Origin of the sequence: Pseudomonas sp. C5pp (genome assembly GCF_000814065.1) — a bacterium.
GTDB classification, from domain to species: Bacteria; Pseudomonadota; Gammaproteobacteria; order Pseudomonadales; family Pseudomonadaceae; genus Aquipseudomonas; species Aquipseudomonas asiatica.
In genome coordinates, this window is the sequence record NZ_JWLN01000012.1 from 41,097 (window position 1) to 59,374 (window position 18,278).

An 18,278-nucleotide genomic window follows, 5' to 3' on the forward strand; every position below is an offset into this window, starting at 1 on the left:
ATCTGATCCTTCGGGCGTAACGGCGTTCGTGCTGATGCGTGGTCGTGTGGATGAAATTCGCTTCATCGGGGTGGACATTGCGCAGAAACATCATGTTGCACGGCCTTCCTCAAGCAGTTTCACGAACATGCTCAAACTGCGCGACACGGTGCCCCGGCGCCACACCAGCCAGGTTTTCAGGTAACGGAAGTCCTCCGACATCGGCCAGGCACTGACGGTGCTGCAACCGGGCATGTTGTCGAGCATGCTGCGCGGCATCATGGCCAGGCCGGCGCCGGCGCTGACGCAGGCCAGCATGCCGTGGTACGACTCCATTTCGTGGATCTTGCCCGGTACCGCCTGGTCCTGCACGAACCAGTTCTCGAAGTGATGCCGGTATGAACAGTTGGCGCGGAAGGCGTAGATGCTTTCGCCGTTGACGTCCTGGGCGCGGGTTACCGGGGCATGGTTGAGCGGCGCGATGACCATCATTTCTTCCTCGAACACCGGCATGCCCTCCAGCGTCGGGTGCAGCACCGGGCCGTCGACGAACGCCGCTACCAGGCGCCCCGACAGCACGCCTTCGAGCATGGTCCCGGAAGGCCCGGTGGACAGGTCCAGGTCGACCTTGGGGTAACGCTGGTTATAGGCCGCCAGCAAGGCCGGAATGCGCACCGCCGCCGTGCTTTCCAGCGACCCCAGGGCGAAAGTGCCCTGCGGGTCCTCACCGGCCACTGTCAGCCGCGCCTCATGCACCAGGTCAAGGATGCGCCGGGTGTACTCGAGGAAGTTCCAGCCTGCGGGGGAAAGGCGCAGGCGGCTCTTTTCACGTATGAAAAGCTCCACGCCCAGGTCCTCCTCCAGTTGCTTGATACGCGTGGTCAGGTTCGACGGCACCCGGTGGATATGCTGCGCAGCGGCACTGATGCTGCCCTGCTCTGCCACGGCCTTGAAGATCTCGAGTTGCACCAGGTCCACAGCCATTCTCCAAACGTGAATGTTTCGCTCATTATTATTCAGTTTTCATTAAAGCCATAGCCCACTAGTCTGGCGTCACGGATCAATTACAACGAGAGTGTCCCGCCATGAGTGCGATCAGCAGCCTGACCCACGCCATCTCCCTCGACCCGTATAGCGGCGAGCAGATCGGCGCCTACCCGTTCGACACCGACGCCGCACTGGAAGCGGCGCTGCAACGCGCCAAGGTTGGCTACCGCCAGTGGCGCCAGGTGTCGCTGGGTCAGCGCAGCGAGTACCTGCTTGCCTTGGCCAGCACCCTCGAAACCAAGGCCGAAGCTTTCGCGCAAATGATCAGCCGCGAAATCGGCAAGCCTGTCGCCCAGGCCCGTGGTGAAGTCAGCAAGTGCGTCGGCCTGTGCCGCTGGTACGCCGAACATGGCCCGGCCATGCTCGCCGCTGAGCCGACCCAGGTCGAGAAAGCCCGCATCGAATACCGCCCGCTGGGCCCTATCCTGGCCGTGATGCCTTGGAACTTCCCGGTCTGGCAGGTATTGCGCGGCGCCGTGCCGGCGATCCTGGCCGGCAACACCTACGTACTCAAGCACGCGCCGAACGTGATGGGCAGCGCCTACCTGCTGGGCGAGCTGTTCAAGGATGCCGGCTTGCCGGAAGGCGTGTTCGAAGTGCTGAACGTGACCCCGGACGGCGTCACCCGCGCCATCAATGATCCGCGCATCGCCGCCGTGACCCTGACCGGCAGCGTGCGTGCCGGCATGGCGATTGGTGCGCAAGCCGGCGCGGCGCTGAAGAAGTGCGTGCTGGAGCTGGGCGGTTCCGACCCGTTCATCGTGCTGGCCGACGCCGACCTGGATGCCGCCGTGAAAGCTGCCGTGATTGGCCGTTACCAGAACACTGGCCAGGTCTGCGCTGCGGCCAAGCGCCTGATCGTCGAGGAAAGCATCGTTGACGAATTCACCCGCAAGTTCGTCGAGGCTACTCGCGAGCTGAAGGTCGGCAACCCGCTGGAAGAAGGTACCTACATCGGCCCTATGGCCCGTTACGACCTGCGCGACGAGCTGGATGGCCAGGTCCAGGCGACCATCGCCGAAGGCGCCACCCTGCTGCTGGGCGGCCACAAGGTCGATGGCGTGGCCAACTTCTACGCGCCGACCGTGTTCGCCAACGTCACCCCACAGATGACTGCGTTCAAGCAGGAGCTGTTCGGGCCGGTGGCGGCGATCATCAGCGCACGTGATGCGGAGCATGCGGTGGAGCTGGCCAACGACAGCGAGTTCGGCCTGGCCTCGACCATCTACACCGCCGACTACGCGCTGGCCGAGCGCATGACCGCGGCGCTGGATACCGGCGGCGTGTTCATCAACGGCTATTGCGCTTCCGACCCCCGCGTGGCGTTTGGCGGGGTGAAGAAGAGCGGCTTCGGGCGTGAACTGTCGCACTTTGGTGTGCGTGAGTTCACCAATGCCCAGACTGTGTGGCTGGACCGTAACTGATTCGATGCTTAGGGGCCGCATTGCGGCCCTGTGGGAGCGGGTTTATCCGCGAATCAGGCGACACGGTGCCCGACACCGGCTGCGCCGGTGTTCGCGGATGAACCCGCTCTCATAGAACTGCACATAACTCATTGAATTAGCAGGGACCCTGTGGGAGCGGCTTTAGCCGCGAACACCGGCGCAGCCGGTGCCATGCACCGCGCTGGATTCTTCGCGGCTAAAGCCGTTCACACAGGGTACGAGGATCGCTTGCGAATTCAGTTATCTGTGCGACAGCGCGGCCCAAAGGGCTGGGCAATCTCCCACAGGGACTTTGAAGGGCTGAAAAAGCAGCCCGAGGGGCCTCAATCCCGAATCTGGTCCTTGACCCAGTCCAGCATCCCCCCCGGCACGATCAGTTCATGCCGCGCCCGCGAACAGGCGGTATACAACCCCGCCAGCATCCGCGCCCGTTCATTGCGGTTCCCCGCTACCTGCGGCGCTACCATCAGCTCCGGCGACACCATCACCCGGGCGAACTCCATGTTTTTCACATCCCGCACCCGCCCCAGGAATAACTTGGGCGCCTTGTCCCAGCGGTAACGGCTCTTGGCCCTGGCAAAGTGCTCTGGTGTGTAGCCCTTGCGCAGCATGTTGGCCACGGCGACGAACGCCTTGTCATCACCCTTGTCCTGCTCCAGCGCCTGCCAGCTGGCATAGCGGAACAGCATCGGGTGCCGCGGCCGGGTGCCATGGCGGTATAGCTCGATACAGTCTTCAACGAACAGCTCGAAGTCCTTGCGCGCGCTTTTCAGCAGCACGAACGGCACGCCCTGGTGGGTCAGGCGCTGGAACCAGCCAAACAGGCCCCATTCATCGTCGACGATTAGCGCCGTGGGCTGTTCCGGCACCGTTACCGCATCGAAAAAGCTGACCCGGGTGTAGTGCTCGGCGCTGCCACTGAAGGCCGCCTGGATCGCCGCCGGGTGGGCATTGATCAGCGGGTTGAGCACGTTGTCCATCGCCGGCCCGGCCCGCAGCGAGTGGTCGATGTAACGCTGGCGGATAAAGCCGCCATGGTGCGCGCTGAGGCCGTTGAGGTTCTGCAGCTCGTCACCCAGGGCAATGATCGACTGCGGGCTGCGGTCGAGCACGGCAAGCATCGGTGCCGACAGCTCGTGGGCCTCGTCGACGATGACATGGGTGTAGCGGCTGTCGATCACATGACCGGTCAGCGACAGCAATTTGACCCGGTGGTAGTCGCGCACCGGCAACTGGATTTCCCGTGCCGACGGGCGAATCAGCTCCTGCCAGTACAGCCGTGCCTTTTCCAGCAACACTTCCTGATCCAGTGGCGTGGTCCCCGGCCCGGCCCAGGGCAGGTGGTGCAACTGCAGCTGGGTATCGGCGCTATGGCAGAACGTGCGTACCGCGCGGATGCACAAGGCAACCACATCGCGCGCGGCGAGCGGGCCGATGTCGGGGATGGCCAGCCAACGTACAACCTGCGCATCCTGCGGGCGCCACGACAGCTTGGTGCGATACGGGTCGCGCAGGCGCCAGCCATTGCTGGTGAGGTCGCGGTTGAGCAGTTCGTCGGCCAACTGGCCGAAGGTCAGTGCGGTGTAGGCGGCGGCATCCTTGACCCGCGCCTGCAGGGCGCGCAACTGGCCTTCGGTCAAGGCCAGCAACAGCGTGCGCTGGGGCTCGAGCAGGCGGGCGAACTGGTGAATCAGGAAGGTCTTGCCGGTGCCGGCAAAGCCCTGCACCGCCACCGACTCATCGATACCACTGAGGAATTCGCGCAGCAGGCGGTTCTGTTGGTCGCTGAGCATCAGGTCGCTGGCCAGGGAAGGCAGGTACACCGGGTGCAGCGGGGTTGCCCGCTGGCGGTAGCTGTCGGCAAACTGGAAGTTCCACTGGCCCTCGGCGTCCAGCAGCTCGTCGGCCTGGTACTCCACCTCGGTCGACAGCAGTGCGATCCCGTTTTCGCCTAGCATGCCCAGGCCCATGGCGAAGGCTTCGCGATCGAAGTGCTGCGCTACCTGCCCCTGAAAGCGCCCCGGTGCGGCGCTTTCGACCTCGTTGGCAATGCGCACGATTTCGGCAAAGCGGCGTTCCTGCGCATCCGCCGAGGCGGTGGCGGGCTGGCGCGGCAGGTTCTGCACGAACAGCACGGCGGCGGCGGCGAGCACGCTGGCGGTGCTGAAGAAGTCGGTGGTGGGCTCGCTGGCGAGGCGGTCGGCCTGGTCGCTGGGCAAAGGCAGGTAGAACATCGGCACCTCGGGTGGAATCAGGGCGGCACGATAGCAATTTTTGCTGTGGAATGCTGGGTTGTGTATGCCTGGGCCGGCCTCTTCGCGGGTGAACCCGCTCCCACAGGGACCTCACATGCCTGGCACTGAGGTAATCCTGTAAGAGCAGCTATACCACCAAGCTACACCACCAAATTCAGCCCCTGCCCCGCTTCAAGGTCTCGCTGGGAAACTCCTTGAACAACTGCCGGTAACTCTCTGAAAACCTTCCCAAATGCCAGAACGACCAACGCATCGCCACCTCGGCCACGGTCACGCCATCGCCACGCAACAGATCGCGCCGCGCACCGTTCAGCCGGCGCAGGCGCAACCAGTGCGCCGGCGGCATTCCGGTAAACGCTTTGAAGGCCTGTTGCAACTGACGCAAAGAAACCCCGGCAGCATCCGCCAGCTCCACCAGGTTCAGCGTCTCCTCCGGGCAGTCGGCCGCCCATTCGCTTACCCGGCGCATGATTGCACGCTCCTCGTCACGCCGGCCCAATGCCACGCCCTGCAGGCGCTGGCAGGCGTTGTCGAGGATGAACAGGCAGTCCTCCAGCAGCTGCTCCGCCAGGGCCTGCCCCTGCAGCGGGCAATCCGCCTGGCCCAGGCGGGTCAGTGTCGCACTCAGCCAACTGCCGAACAGCGCATTCTGCCCGCTGCCCAGCGGCACCATGAACAACCCTTCCAGGCGCTGCGGGTCAAGCCCATGGCGGGCCAGGAAGGCCTGGTCGAACACGACCGCCACTTCCTGGTAGTTTTCTGGCGTGATCCAGATGTTCCGGCTCTGTTCGTTCAGCAGGTACAGGCTGTTCTCGCTGCGGTCGAAGCAGAACGCCAGCGAACCGCTCGGCGCGCGGAAAAACTGCTCCACCCGGGTGTTCAGCCGCTCCTCGTACACCTCCACCCCGTCCAGCCCCAGGCAACGCAGCTCACCGCTGAAATGCCCGGGCGACATCTGCCGGTACTGCTGCTGCCAGCCAGGGGTGGCACGTACTTGTTCGGTTACGTCGGTGGTGTGGTAAGCCTGGACTTGCAGGGCATTGGCGGTTGTCACGCTCGGTCCTAGTTGCACTCTTTTGGTGCATTCATTGCCGGAGAAAGTGGATAGATCAGCCTTGCGGGCTGCGACCAAGATAGTCTCCAGCGCGTCACCTGGGAAGCGGGACGCCTTCGAAACCCTGGAACGGTTTACGCTGGCACGCTTGCTCCCACACCAAAACCCAACCAAGAGGTCTGTATGAACGCCCCCTTCGATCAGCTGTCCGCCTGGCTGAAAGAACACCGGATCACCGAAGTCGAATGCGTGATCAGCGACCTGACCGGCATCGCCCGCGGCAAGATCGCACCCACCGCCAAGTTTCTCCACGAGCGTGGCATGCGCCTGCCCGAGAGCGTGCTGCTGCAAACGGTCACCGGCGACTATGTCGACGATGACATCTACTACAACCTGCTCGATGCCGCCGACATCGACATGGTCTGCCGCCCAGACCCGAGCGCCGTGTACCAGATCCCGTGGGCGATCGAGCCGACCGCGATCGTTATCCACGACACCTTCGACAAGCAAGGCAACCCCATCGAACTGTCACCGCGCAACGTGCTGAAGAAAGTGCTCAAGCTTTATGCAGACAAAGGCTGGCAGCCAATCGTGGCACCGGAGATGGAGTTCTACCTGACCCAGCGCTGCGAAGACCCGGACTTGCCGCTGCAAGTGCCGCTGGGGCGTTCCGGCCGTGCCGAAAGCGGCCGCCAGTCGTTCTCGATCGATGCCGCCAACGAGTTCGATCCGCTGTTCGAAGACGTCTACGACTGGTGCGAGATCCAGGGCCTGGACCTGGACACACTGATCCATGAAGACGGCCCGGCGCAGATGGAGATCAACTTCCGCCATGGCGACGCCCTGGACCTGGCCGACCAGATCACCGTGTTCAAGCGCACCATGCGTGAAGCCGCGCTCAAGCACAACGTGGCCGCCACCTTCATGGCCAAGCCGATCACCGATGAGCCCGGCAGTGCCATGCACCTGCACCAGAGCGTGGTCGACATCGCCACCGGCAAGCCGATCTTCGCCAATGAAGACGGCAGCATGAGCCAGCTGTTCCTGTACCACATCGGCGGTTTGCAGAAGTACATCCCCAAGCTGCTGCCGATGTTCGCGCCCAACGTCAACTCGTTCCGCCGCTTCCTGCCGGACACCTCGGCACCGGTGAACGTCGAGTGGGGTGAGGAAAACCGTACCGCCGGGCTGCGCGTACCCACGTCAAGCCCCGAGGCAATGCGCGTGGAAAACCGCCTGCCGGGCGCCGACGCCAACCCGTACCTGGCAATCGCCGCCAGCCTTCTGTGCGGCTACCTGGGCATGGTCGAGCGCATCGAGCCCAGCGCACCTGTGCAGGGCCGTGCCTACGAGCGGCGCAACCTGCGCCTGCCGATCACCATCGAGGACGCGCTGCAGCACATGGAAGACTGCGAGACCGTGCAGCAGTACCTGGGCAAGCAATTCGTCCAGGGTTACGTGGCGGTCAAGCGTGCCGAGCACGAGAACTACAAGCGGGTTATCAGTTCGTGGGAGCGTGAATTCCTGATGCTGAGCGTCTGACCTTTTCGCGGTACCTGTGGGAGCGGGTTTACCCGCGAATGCTGTGGTGCATTCAACGACGTATTCGCGGGTAAACCCGCTCCCACAGGGCACGAGCCCCTGCACCGAACTCGAAGAACAATACCAACGAGGTGTCCCCATGCGTCATCTGCAAGCCCTGATCCCCGCCGCATTCACCCTGCTGTTCGCCACCACTACCCAGGCCACTCCCTCGGTCAGCGTGTACAACTGGACCGACTACATCGGTGACACCACCGTGGCCGACTTCCAGGCCAGCAGCGGGATCAAGGTGGTCTATGACGTGTTCGACTCCAACGAAACACTGGAAGGCAAGCTGCTGGCCGGGCGCACCGGCTATGACGTAGTGGTGCCATCCAACCACTTCCTCGCACGCCAGGCACAGGCGGGTGCCTTCCTGCCGCTGGACCGCAGCAAGCTGCCGAACTGGCAGCATCTGGACCCCAAGCTGCTCAAGCAACTTGAACAGAACGACCCGGGCAACCAGTACGCCGTACCCTACCTGTGGGGTACCAACGGCATCGGCTACAACATCGACAAGGTCAAGGCGGCCCTGGGCGTCGACCATATCGATTCATGGGCGGTGCTGTTCGAGCCCGAGAACCTGAAAAAGCTCAAGCAATGCGGCGTGGCGTTCATGGACTCGCCCGACGAACTGTTCCCGGCCGTGCTCAACTACCTGGGCATGAACCCGCGCAGCGAAAAACCGGCCGACTACGCCAAGGCGGAAGCCCGCCTGCTCGAACTGCGCCCCTATATCACCTACTTCCACTCCTCCAAGTACGTTTCCGACCTGGCCAATGGCGATGTCTGCGTGGCCTTCGGCTACTCCGGCGACGTGTTCCAGGCCGCCAACCGCGCCGTGGAAGCGAAGAGCGGGGTAAAGATCGCCTACAGCATTCCCAAGGAAGGCAGCAACCTGTGGTTCGACCTGCTGGCCATCCCCAAGGACGCCAACAACCCCGAACAGGCCCTGGCGTTCATCAACTACCTGCTCGACCCCAAGGTGATCGCCAAGGTCAGCGCCACGGTCGGATATGCCAATGCAAACCCCGATGCCCAGGCCTACATGGACGCATCGCTGGTAAACAACCCTGAGATCTACCCACCCCAGGACGTGCTGGACAAGCTGTACATCTCCAGCACGCCGAGCCCGAAGATCATGCGTGTCATGACTCGCTCCTGGAGCAAGATCAAGTCCAACCGCTGAGCCGAGAACGCCCATGTCTTTCACTACCCAACACACCGCTTCGTACTATGCCGCCACGGCACGCGATGCGGCGCCCTACCCCAGCCTGGACGGCGAGCTGAGCGCCGATGTGTGCGTGGTCGGCGGCGGGCTGACCGGGGTCAATACCGCCCTGGAACTGGCCGAGCGCGGCCTCTCGGTGGTGCTGCTGGAGGGCCGACGCATCGGCTGGGGTGCCAGCGGCCGCAATGGCGGCCAGCTGATTCGCGGCATCGGCCATGACGTCAGCGGCTTTGCCCGGCATGTCGGCCAGGACGGCGTGCAATACCTGAAACAGGCCGGCATCGATTCGGTAGCGCTGGTGGCCAGCCGCATCGCCCGGTACGGCATTGCCTGCGACCTGCGCTGGGGCTTCTGCGAACTGGCCAACACCCCTGCGCAGTTCGCCGCCTTCAAGGGCGAACAGGACGATCTCGTCGCACTCGGCTATCGCCCTGAAACCCGCCTGGTCAGTGCCGACCGGCTGCATGAAATCGTTGCCAGCGACCAATACGCCGGCGGCCTGGTAGACATGGGCTCGGGCCACCTACACCCGCTTGATCTGGTCCAGGGCGAAGCCCGCGCCGCCCATGGCCTGGGCGTACGCATCTTCGAGCAAAGCCCGGTGTTGCGCATCGAGCATGGCCCCCGCGTGACCCTGCACACGGCTCGTGGCAGGGTGCGGGCAGGCAGCCTGGTGTTGGGCTGCAACGCACACCTCGATGAACTGGAGCCACGCCTGAGCGGCAAGGTGCTGCCGGCCGGCAGCTACGTGGTGGCTACCGAGCCATTGCCCGAGTCACTGGCCAGCAGCCTGATCCCGCAGAACATGGCGCTGTGCGACCAGAAAGTCGGCCTGGACTACTACCGCCTCACGGCAGACCGGCGCTTGCTGTTCGGCGGCGCCTGCCACTATTCCGGTCGCGACCCCAAGGACATCGCCGCCTACATGCGGCCCAAGGTGCTGAAGGTGTTTCCGCAACTGGCCAACGTGCGTATCGAATACCAGTGGGGAGGCATGATCGGCATCACCGCCAACCGCTTCCCCCAAGTCGGGCGCCTCAGCCAGCACCCCAATGTTTACTACGCCCAGGGCTATTCCGGGCATGGGCTGAACGTGACGCACTGGACAGCGAAACTGCTGGCCGAAAGCATCGCGCTCGGCCACAGCCAGGGGCTGGACGTGTTCAGCGCCGTGCCACACCTGACCTTCCCCGGCGGCAAGGCACTACGCTCGCCGCTGCTGGCGCTGGGGATGTTGTGGTATCGATTGCGGGAGGTGCTGGGTTGAGTTCGCCACGAGCTTTGCGGCGCCTGTGAGACCGAGCGCCGCGCGGGCGGCGCTCGGTCTCACAGGCGCAGAAAAACTCAAGACAAACCCTTCCAACCCCTCCAACTTTCTACCATTTCACAATCGATTGAACCTACCCACTGGCCAACTGCCCCGCACCTGCTAGCGTTGTTCTGGCCGACCTATCATGGATGCATCTTCATCATGAAATCATTGCCCCGCATTACCCTGTTGTGCGCCGCACTGCTTACCATGGCCGCCTGCTCCAGCAATCGCGTGGACCCAAAGGACTACTCCGGCTTCCTCAAGGATTACAGCCGGCTGCAGGAAACCAAGAGCCCGTCGGGTGACCCGGTGATGCGCTGGATCGACCCCAAGGTCAACGTCAACCAGTACAGCCAGGTGTTCATCGAGCCCAGCCAGTTCTACCCCAAGCCGCAGCCGACGCCGGTCATCTCGGCGCAGACGCTGCAGGAAATCACCCGCTACTTCAACGAAGCGCTGCGCCGTGAAATGGGCAGCGTGGTACCGCTGGCCAAGGGCCCCGGCCCGGGCGTGATCGTGGTGCGCCCGGCCATCACTGCGGTGTCCACCAGCAACGAGGGTCTCAAGCCTTATGAGGTCATCCCTATCGCGCTGATTTCAGCCGGTGTGAACACCGCCATGGGCGGCCGTGACCAGGAGGTGGATGTCGGCGTGGAAGCTGCGTTCCTCGATGGTGCCAGTCAGAAAGTGCTGGCCCAGGTCGTGCGCAAGGGCACGGGGCAGGATCTGGAGAACAAGACCACGCAACTGACCCTGAATGACGTCAAGCCGGTGCTGGATGGCTGGGCCAAGGACATGCGCGCGAGTTTCCTGGAAGCGAAGCAGAAAGCCCGCTAAAGCCTCACTGGTCCATGTAGGAGCGGCCTTGTGTCGCGATGGGGCGCGGAGCGGCCCCAGATCCACGTATTCAAGCTGAAATCGCTGGGGCTGCTTCGCAGCCCTTTCGCGACACAAGGCCGCTCCTACAGTTGACCGCGTCAGCATTCGACGAAGGCAACGGCCAGGCCGCCGCGCGAAGTCTCCTTGTAGTTTGCATGCATGTCCGCCCCGGTATCACGCATGGTGCGGATCACCCGGTCGAGCGAGATGAAGTGCTCGCCATCCCCCCGCAACGCCATCTGCACGGCGTTGATCGCTTTCACCGCAGCAATCGCGTTGCGCTCGATGCACGGCACCTGCACCAGGCCGCCGACAGGGTCGCAGGTCAGCCCAAGGTTATGCTCCAGGGCAATCTCGGCGGCATTTTCCAGCTGCGGCGGCGTAGCGCCCAGCACCTGGGCAAGGCCGGCAGCGGCCATCGAACAGGCCGAACCTACCTCGCCCTGGCAACCAACCTCGGCCCCGGAAATCGACGCATTCTTCTTGCACAGGATACCGACCGCCGCTGCCGCCAGCAGGAAGTCCACCACGTCCGCGTCGCACGCCCCCGGGTTGAACTTCGTGTAGTAATGCAGCACCGCCGGAATGATGCCGGCCGCACCATTGGTAGGCGCTGTGACCATGCGCCCGCCGGCGGCATTCTCTTCATTCACCGCAAGGGCGAACAGGTTGACCCATTCCATGGCGCTGAGGGTGGAACCGATCACGTTGGGCTTGCCCAGCTCCTGCAGGCTGCGATGCAGCCGCGCCGCACGGCGCTTGACGTGCAACCCGCCCGGCAGGATGCCTTCATTGCGCAGGCCATTGTCGACGCATTCACACATGGCACCCCAGATCCGCAGCAGGCCCTCGCGTACCTCGGCCTCCGGGCGCCAGGCGCATTCGTTGGCCATCATCAGCTGCGCCACACTCAAGCCATGGCCCTTGCACAAGGCCAGCAATTGCGCAGCGCTGTCGAACTCGTACGGCAGCACCACCGCGTTCGCTTCGACCGCTGGCGCATCGATCTCGGCTTGCTCGACGATAAAGCCACCGCCCACCGAATAGTAGGTCTGGCGCAACAGGCTGCCCTGCCCGTCCATGGCTTCCAGGCTCATGGCATTGGGGTGGTACGGCAGGTTCTCGTCGAGCAGCAGCATGTCGCGGCTGTACTCGAACGCCAGCGGGTGGCTGCCATCGAGCATCAGGCAGTGCTCCTGCATCACCTGGCCAATGCGCGACTCGATGGTGGCCGGGTCGATGCGGTCCGGCCACTGGCCCATCAGGCCGAGCAGGCAGGCGCGATCGGTGGCATGGCCAACCCCGGTGGCCGACAGCGACCCGTACAACCGCACCTCGACACGGCTTGCCCGGGCCAGCAGCCCCTGTTCGCGCAGGGCCTGGGCAAAGGTAGCCGCCGCCCGCATCGGGCCGACGGTGTGGGAACTGGACGGCCCGATGCCGATTTTGAAAAGGTCGAAAACACTGATAGCCATGCTAATGCCTGACCGTGCCCGGGTATGAAACCGCAGGACGGTTATCTGGAGAAATTGAGCGATATTGCGATTTTGCGCGATACTGCCGCGCTGGCTCACGGATGACCAACGAAACTTCCTAAGCAAGGCTTTAGTGGTACTAAACGATGCGACGACAACTCAATGGCCAGACGTTCGTCTGGCTACACGTGTTCGCCTGTGCGGCCCGGCACTTGTCCTTCACCCGCTGTGCCGAAGAGCTGCACATTACCCCGGGTGCCGTCAGCCAACAGATGCGCCAGCTGGAGGAACGCCTGGGCTACCAGCTGTTCCTGCGTCGGGCACGTGGTGTGGAACTGAGCGCCGAAGGGCAACGCCTGGCACAGACGGTGACCGAAGCCTACGGCAGCATCGAAGCCGAACTGCTGCGCCTGGACGCGGGTGAAATCCGCGGCACCTTGCGCCTGCGCTCGATCCCGTCGTTCCTGGCCAAATGGCTCACGCCTCGCCTTCCGCGCTTTCAACAACGCTACCCGGACATCGAGCTGCGTCTGGTGGCCGAAGACAGTGCCCAGGCGTTGACCCCGGGCGATTTCGACCTGGCCATCGACCTGAACGATGGCAGCTACCCCGGCATGCTCTCGACACCACTGCTGGACGAGCAGATCTTCCCCGTGTGCTCCCCCACCTTGCTGCGCGGGCGCCCGCCGCTGCACGGGCCGGCGGACCTTGTGCACTACCCGCTGCTGCACGACATAACGGCCTGGCGCGGCAGTTCGGAATATGCCGAATGGGAGTTCTACCTGGAGGGCATCGGCGCCGCCGGCCTGGATGTGCGGCGCGGGCATACCTTCAACCGCAACCACCTGACCATCGAGGCGGCGATTGCCGGCATTGGCGTGGCGATTGCCCGGCGCACGCTGCTCAACGACGAACTGGAGCGCGGCGCACTGATCGTGCCGTTCGGGGTGCCTATCGCCAATCACAAGCGCTATGTAGTGCATTACCCACCGGGCGGGCTTAACCAGCCGGGGGCGCGGGCGGTGCATGACTGGCTGGTGGAGGAAGCGCGGGGGTTCAGGGAGTTGCACCCGCTGAACAAAGACTAGGCCAGCCAATTGCGCTTGCACGCTGCAAATGACTCATTGAATTGGCAAGGACCCTGTGGGAGCGGCTTTAGCCGCGAACACCGGCGCAGCCGGCGCCATGCACCGCGTTGGATTCTTCGCGGGTAAACCCGCTCCCACAGGGTGCGCAGAGCGCTTGCGAGATTTGTGCTTCAGTAGGCCTGCTTGCCGGTAAACGCATTCAACGTGCGCACCAGGATGACGAAATCCAGCCACAGCGACCAGTTATTGATGTACTCGATGTCCGAGTCCACCCGCTGGATCATCTGTTCGATATCCCTGGTTTCGCCCCTGAACCCACGCACCTGCGCCAGGCCGGTCATGCCAGGCTTGATATTGTGGCGAGCGAAGTAGTCGACGATGTCCTGCGAATACAGCGTGTCATGCTGCAACGCATGCGGCCGCGGCCCTACCAGCGACATCTCCCCGGTCAGCACATTGAACAACTGCGGCAGTTCATCGAGGCTGGTGCGGCGGATAAAGGCGCCGACCCGGGTCAGCCGTGGGTCATCCCTCTGCGCCTGCTTCACCACGCCATCTTCCGGCTGGTGGACATGCATGCTCCTGAACTTCCAGATACGGAACGCCTCCCCCGTCCAGCCGGTGCGCTCCTGACGGAAGAAAACCGGGCCTCGGCTATCGAGCTTGATGGCCAGCGCAACGGCCAGCAACACCGGCGATGCCAGCAACAGGATCAGCGCCGCCAACACCCTGTCCTCGAGGTTCTTCAAGAACAGGCTCATGCCCGTCAACGGTGTTTCCGACAAGGTCAGCACAGGTATGCCGGCAATTTCCCGCACGCTGTGATTGATCAGGCGCAACGAGAAGATATCCGGTACCCAGTTCACCGCAATGCATTTGTCGAGCAACTTGAGATACACATCGTTGATGACCTCGGAACCGCCCAGCGGGGTCACCAGGTACACCGTGCGAATGCCATGGCGGGCCACGATATCGTCGAGGTCGGCAATAAGCCCGAGCACCGGCATGCGCTGCTTTCCTTCGGCACTTTCGCGCCCCGGCTCATCGGCATTGTCGATCAGCACGCAACCCAGCACGCGTTCGCCGAACCAGGGGTTGTTGCTGATTTTCTGATACAGGAAGTTGGCCAAGTCACCGGCGCCAATGATCAGGGCGTTGTCCAGGCGTGCATGGGCGGTAAAGCGCTTTTGCAATTCGCGCACGGCAAAGTGCAGGAACAACTGGGCGATGTAGCCAATGATGAACAACTGCACGACCAGCAGTCGCGAATAGGTTTCGCTCTGTTTGGCCAGGAAGGCCATGACCACCAGGAAGCAAAAGGTTGCCGACCAGGCCTTGAACAGCCGGAAAGCCTTGATGGAAAGCCCGACGTTGGTACGGTAGATCGCATAGTGATCGTAGATGACTGCCAGTGCGCCAACCAGCAACAGCAGCATGATCACGTAATCGGAAGTGATGTAGCCGAACTGGTCGTAGATCAGGTACCACGCAATACCGGTGACTGCAATTCCATCGAGGCCGGCCTGAATGGCGTTACTTACGCTGCTTCTTCTCTGCAGTAAGGAACGACTGCTTCTGGGCTCTAAGACCATTTCAGACCTCATCAATCTGCGCGCAGCAAATGCCTTCCACCAACAAGCAAGCCTTGACAACGGCTCATGCAAAGCCCGTGGAGCAAAATCCTGCAGCCGCAAGCCATTGATCAAACTGTAGCAGCCATCCGCCATCAGCGTGCCCGGAATCACCGTTCGTGCGGATTCTGGCGCTCATACGGTGTGCCTGGCCGTCCGCCGTCGCGGCGGAACAGCAGGGTACGCACGAGGAACAACGGGTTGCCCACGACATAGCGAATGAACAAACGCTTCGGCTCGCGCAACAGCCGATACAGCCACTCCCCACCCAACCGCCGCAACCACTCGGGCGCCCGGCTGACCTTGCCGCCGAGAAAATCCAGGATCGCGCCACCGCACACGATCAGGCACGGCCCCCCAGCGGCCGCCAGCCTTGCCGCCACAACCTCCTGCCTGGGCATTCCCATGCCCAGCACGATCAGCTCAGGTTGCGACTCCCTGGCCAGTTGCAGGTAGGTATCGACGCTGGCAAAGCCATCGTGGACCGACACCGGCACCACCCCGAACGTGGCTGTGCTGCGCTGCACGGCCTGGTCCAGGTAAGGCGGTCGGGTGCCCCAGAACGCAACCCGCCGCCCGCGGTAGGCAGCCAGAAGCCGAGGAATGAAGTCGGTGCCATTCATGTTGAGCCCTGGCTCAAGCCCCAGCCGACGATACAGGATCGCGAGGCCGGAACCGTCGCGCAGCAGCACGCCGGCCGCCGACAATGCCTGGTAGCAGGCGCCATCACGAACCACCAGGTTCATTGCATGGGCATTGACGAAACCCAGCACGGTCGTGGCTTCCGGGGCGCTGAGCCTGTCCAGCAGGCGCTGCGCGGCAGTGGCATCCGGCACCACTTCGAGCTTGCCGACAAGGGTGTTCCAGCGTTCTTGCCAATGAGCCATCAGTCTTCATCCCGTTTCGAACGTACCCATTCAACCTGTCGCTTGATCAGGAACCGCAAATACAAGGGGAGCTTCCTTGCAGCGTAGAACGGCGCGTACAGCAGCACGGAGAACGGGATCAGTTCGCGACAGAAACGCGCCCAGGCCACTGCGACGGCAAGGCCGAGCAAGGCCAGCGCGCAAAGGGCGATCCACGCAGGTGCCGCCAGGCCGAACAGCAGGTACGCCAGCCAGGCCACCAGGTTTAGGCCGAGCAAAGCCAGCACCAGCAACGCCAGCGGCGGCACCAGCAGGTCCAGGGTCATGGCCAGCAAGCTGCCGTTACGCTGGGTGATTGCCGCCAGCGCACGCTTGGGCGCATCGGCCAGCATCAGGCTCAGGTGCCCATGTTCCCAGCGGGTGCGCTGGCTGCCCAGGCCTTGCTGGCTGGCAGGGAAACGGCTGCTGACCACGGCCTCGGGGCAGAACACTGGCGGCTTGCCCTGCTGGCACAGGTCCAGGCCCAGCTTCACATCCTCCACCAGGTGCCCGTTGGCCAGGTCGATCAAGGCCAGGTCACGCCAGCCGAATGCCATGCCGGCGCCCATCAGCTGGCATGGCAGGCCCAGCCGCGCCCAACCACGCGGGCGCACCAGGTTCTTGACCCGCCAGGCGAACTCGGCAACCTGCACTGTCAACCCAGCCCCTGCCGGTGCGTACATCAGGTACAGCGCCTGCACCGGGCGAGCGACTTCGCGGTAGCGCCGCGCCAGGCGCTCGATCGCCCCCTCGCCCACCTGGCAGTCGGCATCCACCACGATCACCACCTCGGGCGGCTGGTCGGCCAGGTGGCGCACGCCGAAGTCCAAGGCGTAGCCCTTGCCGCGCAACCGTGCATCGTGGCGCTCCACCACTTCGGCACCCGCCTCGCGCGCCAGTTGCGCGGTGTCGTCAGTGCAGTTGTCCGCCACCACCAGCAAGCGGTCGCCAGGCCGCAACTGCGGAGCAATGCTCGCCAGCGTGGCACCAATTATCGAAGCCTCGTCGTGAGCTGGCACCAGCACTGCCACCTGCGGACGGGCGGTGTTGCCCATCGGCTGCGCGCGTGCAGGCAGGCACGCCATCAGCACCTGCACCAACAGCAGCAGCACCGGCAACAGGACGATGGCCGCCAGCATGCCCAGTATCCAAGCCAATACACTCATCATGCGGATGCCTTGAAATAGCTGGCCAGCCTGGCCGCCTCGGTATCGATGTCATGCCGTTGCAGCACACGCTGGCGTGCCGCCTCGCCCATGCGCTGCAGCACTTCGGCAGGTTGTGCCAGGCAATCGGCCATGGCCGCTGCCAGCTCGTCCACGGCGCCGGCAGGGAACAACCAGCCGTTTTCGCCCGGCCGCACCAGCTCGGGAATGCCTGCCACATAGGTGGTCAGCACTGGCCTGCGCAAGGCCATCGCCTCCATGATCACCACCGGCAAACCTTCGGCAAAGCTGGGCAGCACCAGCGCACGCGCCGCCAGGATTTCCTCGCGCACCTGTGCGCTGCTGATCCAGCCGGTGATGCGCACCTGCTGCTGCAAGCCATGCCGTGCAATCAACGCCTCGACCTGGCCACGCATTTCACCGGCGCCGGCCAGCACCAGTTCGAAGGCGATCGAACGGGCGGCCAGTACTCGCGCGGCCTCGAGCAGCAGCAACTGGCCTTTCTGTTCGCACAGGCGGCCGACGCACACCAGGCGCGGCGCCGTGGGCACGCCAACCGGTGCCACCTCATGGAAACTGCGCTCGAGGCCGCAATGCACCACCTTCACCTTGGCCCAGTGGTCGTGTGCCACCCAGCGAAACAACTGGCTGCGCCCGTACGAGCTGACCGCCGCGACAAATGCGGCACGCCGCACCTTCTCGCCCATGTGCAGAAACTGCGGCTTGTCGAACTCCTCCGGCCCGTGCACGGTAAAGCTGTAGGCCGGCCCGCCCAGCACATTGGCCAGCATCACCACCTCGGTGGAATTGGTGCCGAAATGTGCATGCACATGTCTTGCCTCGCCAGCCTGCAACCATTGCAGTACCTGGCAGGCCTCGGCCAGGTAGACCAGGTGGTAGGGCCAGGCGCGGTCGGCCCGCAAGCCAACGCGCATGGCCAACTGCAGCGCCCGGAAGAACCGGCGCGGCTGTGCCCGCAGCACTTGCCAGGCCGGTGCCAGCAACCCCTTGATGCCATGCTGCAGCACATAGCGGGTCTTGGCCCGCTCGCTCGCGTCGTCGGCATCCTGCAACTCGGCGTCCCACCCGCGCAGGGCAATACGCTGCACCTCTACCCCCTGGCGCTCCAGCGCCAGGATCTCGCGGCGGATGAAACTGTGGCTGACCTTCGGGTACTGGTTTATGAAGTAAGCAATGCGCATAGAAATCCAGATCAAGACCCGCGTAGTG

Annotated in this window: 14 protein-coding genes; 6 read left to right on the forward strand and 8 right to left on the reverse strand. The window is 63.7% G+C overall.

The window, feature by feature from the left end:
- Positions 1-90: 90 nt before the first annotated feature.
- A complete protein-coding gene (gene ptrR, locus RR51_RS11985; RefSeq protein WP_013972688.1) occupies positions 91-957 on the reverse strand; it encodes a putrescine utilization regulator PtrR in 867 nt (288 codons plus the stop codon).
- A gap of 107 nt (positions 958-1,064) precedes the next feature.
- On the opposite strand from ptrR, the gene RR51_RS11990 reads away from it, so the two are divergent.
- Positions 1,065-2,450, forward strand: coding sequence for an aldehyde dehydrogenase family protein (locus tag RR51_RS11990; RefSeq protein ID WP_039613622.1), 1,386 nt, complete (start codon positions 1,065-1,067; stop codon positions 2,448-2,450).
- Positions 2,451-2,794: 344 nt separating this feature from the next.
- Here the strand turns inward: RR51_RS11990 and RR51_RS11995 are convergent, their stop codons facing one another.
- Complete coding sequence (locus RR51_RS11995) at positions 2,795-4,705, reverse strand: AAA family ATPase (protein WP_039613623.1); 1,911 nt, start codon at positions 4,703-4,705, stop codon at positions 2,795-2,797.
- Between the two features lie 175 nt (positions 4,706-4,880).
- The gene (locus RR51_RS12000; protein WP_013972692.1) at positions 4,881-5,780 is read right to left on the reverse strand and encodes a helix-turn-helix domain-containing protein; all 900 of its coding nucleotides are present in this window, start codon (positions 5,778-5,780) and stop codon (positions 4,881-4,883) included.
- Between the two features lie 183 nt (positions 5,781-5,963).
- Here RR51_RS12000 and RR51_RS12005 point away from each other — a divergent pair, with 183 nt between their 5' ends.
- The 4 genes from RR51_RS12005 (at position 5,964) to RR51_RS12020 (ending at position 10,741) form a co-directional block, all read left to right on the forward strand.
- Entirely contained in the window at positions 5,964-7,322 is a 1,359-nt protein-coding gene (locus tag RR51_RS12005) for a glutamine synthetase family protein (protein ID WP_013972693.1), read from the forward strand.
- A 139-nt stretch (positions 7,323-7,461) separates the two neighbouring features.
- Positions 7,462-8,550: a polyamine ABC transporter substrate-binding protein gene (locus tag RR51_RS12010; RefSeq protein ID WP_039613624.1), complete on the forward strand. Its 1,089-nt coding sequence runs from the start codon at positions 7,462-7,464 to the stop codon at positions 8,548-8,550.
- Positions 8,551-8,563: 13 nt separating this feature from the next.
- A complete protein-coding gene (locus tag RR51_RS12015) occupies positions 8,564-9,859 on the forward strand; it encodes an NAD(P)/FAD-dependent oxidoreductase (RefSeq protein WP_039613625.1) in 1,296 nt (431 codons plus the stop codon).
- A gap of 204 nt (positions 9,860-10,063) precedes the next feature.
- A complete protein-coding gene (locus tag RR51_RS12020; RefSeq protein ID WP_039613626.1) occupies positions 10,064-10,741 on the forward strand; it encodes a DUF3313 domain-containing protein in 678 nt (225 codons plus the stop codon).
- Between the two features lie 140 nt (positions 10,742-10,881).
- Here RR51_RS12020 and RR51_RS12025 read toward each other — a convergent pair whose 3' ends face one another.
- A complete protein-coding gene (locus RR51_RS12025; RefSeq protein WP_039613627.1) occupies positions 10,882-12,258 on the reverse strand; it encodes an L-serine ammonia-lyase in 1,377 nt (458 codons plus the stop codon).
- Positions 12,259-12,404: 146 nt separating this feature from the next.
- Here RR51_RS12025 and RR51_RS12030 point away from each other — a divergent pair, with 146 nt between their 5' ends.
- Positions 12,405-13,346, forward strand: a complete 942-nt coding sequence (locus tag RR51_RS12030) for a LysR substrate-binding domain-containing protein (RefSeq protein WP_013972698.1) — start codon at positions 12,405-12,407, stop codon at positions 13,344-13,346.
- Positions 13,347-13,516: 170 nt separating this feature from the next.
- Here RR51_RS12030 and RR51_RS12035 read toward each other — a convergent pair whose 3' ends face one another.
- The 4 genes from RR51_RS12035 to RR51_RS12050 all read right to left on the reverse strand — a co-directional run bounded on the left by RR51_RS12035 (position 13,517) and on the right by RR51_RS12050 (position 18,250).
- A complete protein-coding gene (locus RR51_RS12035; RefSeq protein ID WP_039613628.1) occupies positions 13,517-14,938 on the reverse strand; it encodes an undecaprenyl-phosphate glucose phosphotransferase in 1,422 nt (473 codons plus the stop codon).
- Between the two features lie 149 nt (positions 14,939-15,087).
- The gene (locus RR51_RS12040; RefSeq protein ID WP_039613629.1) at positions 15,088-15,864 is read right to left on the reverse strand and encodes a WecB/TagA/CpsF family glycosyltransferase; all 777 of its coding nucleotides are present in this window, start codon (positions 15,862-15,864) and stop codon (positions 15,088-15,090) included.
- Complete coding sequence (locus tag RR51_RS12045; RefSeq protein ID WP_039613630.1) at positions 15,864-17,051, reverse strand: glycosyltransferase family 2 protein; 1,188 nt, start codon at positions 17,049-17,051, stop codon at positions 15,864-15,866. The genes RR51_RS12040 and RR51_RS12045 overlap by 1 nt, the downstream gene beginning before the upstream one ends.
- On the reverse strand, positions 17,048-18,250 hold the full coding sequence (locus RR51_RS12050) for a glycosyltransferase (protein ID WP_039613631.1): 1,203 nt from the start codon (positions 18,248-18,250) through the stop codon (positions 17,048-17,050). The genes RR51_RS12045 and RR51_RS12050 overlap by 4 nt, the downstream gene beginning before the upstream one ends.
- Positions 18,251-18,278 lie beyond the last annotated feature (28 nt).

Bases quoted from the DNA above. Each gene is read 5' to 3' on its own strand.
- RR51_RS12045 (WP_039613630.1), bottom strand. From the start codon at position 17,051: ATGATGAGTGTATTGGCTTGGATACTGGGCATGCTGGCGGCCATCGTC.
- RR51_RS12030 (WP_013972698.1), top strand. From the start codon at position 12,405: ATGCGACGACAACTCAATGGCCAGACGTTCGTCTGGCTACACGTGTTC.
- RR51_RS12010 (WP_039613624.1), top strand. From the start codon at position 7,462: ATGCGTCATCTGCAAGCCCTGATCCCCGCCGCATTCACCCTGCTGTTC.
- RR51_RS12035 (WP_039613628.1), bottom strand. From the start codon at position 14,938: ATGGTCTTAGAGCCCAGAAGCAGTCGTTCCTTACTGCAGAGAAGAAGC.
- RR51_RS12005 (WP_013972693.1), top strand. From the start codon at position 5,964: ATGAACGCCCCCTTCGATCAGCTGTCCGCCTGGCTGAAAGAACACCGG.
- RR51_RS11990 (WP_039613622.1), top strand. From the start codon at position 1,065: ATGAGTGCGATCAGCAGCCTGACCCACGCCATCTCCCTCGACCCGTAT.
- RR51_RS12025 (WP_039613627.1), bottom strand. From the start codon at position 12,258: ATGGCTATCAGTGTTTTCGACCTTTTCAAAATCGGCATCGGGCCGTCC.
- RR51_RS11995 (WP_039613623.1), bottom strand. From the start codon at position 4,705: ATGTTCTACCTGCCTTTGCCCAGCGACCAGGCCGACCGCCTCGCCAGC.
- RR51_RS12040 (WP_039613629.1), bottom strand. From the start codon at position 15,864: ATGGCTCATTGGCAAGAACGCTGGAACACCCTTGTCGGCAAGCTCGAA.
- RR51_RS12020 (WP_039613626.1), top strand. From the start codon at position 10,064: ATGAAATCATTGCCCCGCATTACCCTGTTGTGCGCCGCACTGCTTACC.
- RR51_RS12015 (WP_039613625.1), top strand. From the start codon at position 8,564: ATGTCTTTCACTACCCAACACACCGCTTCGTACTATGCCGCCACGGCA.
- RR51_RS12050 (WP_039613631.1), bottom strand. From the start codon at position 18,250: ATGCGCATTGCTTACTTCATAAACCAGTACCCGAAGGTCAGCCACAGT.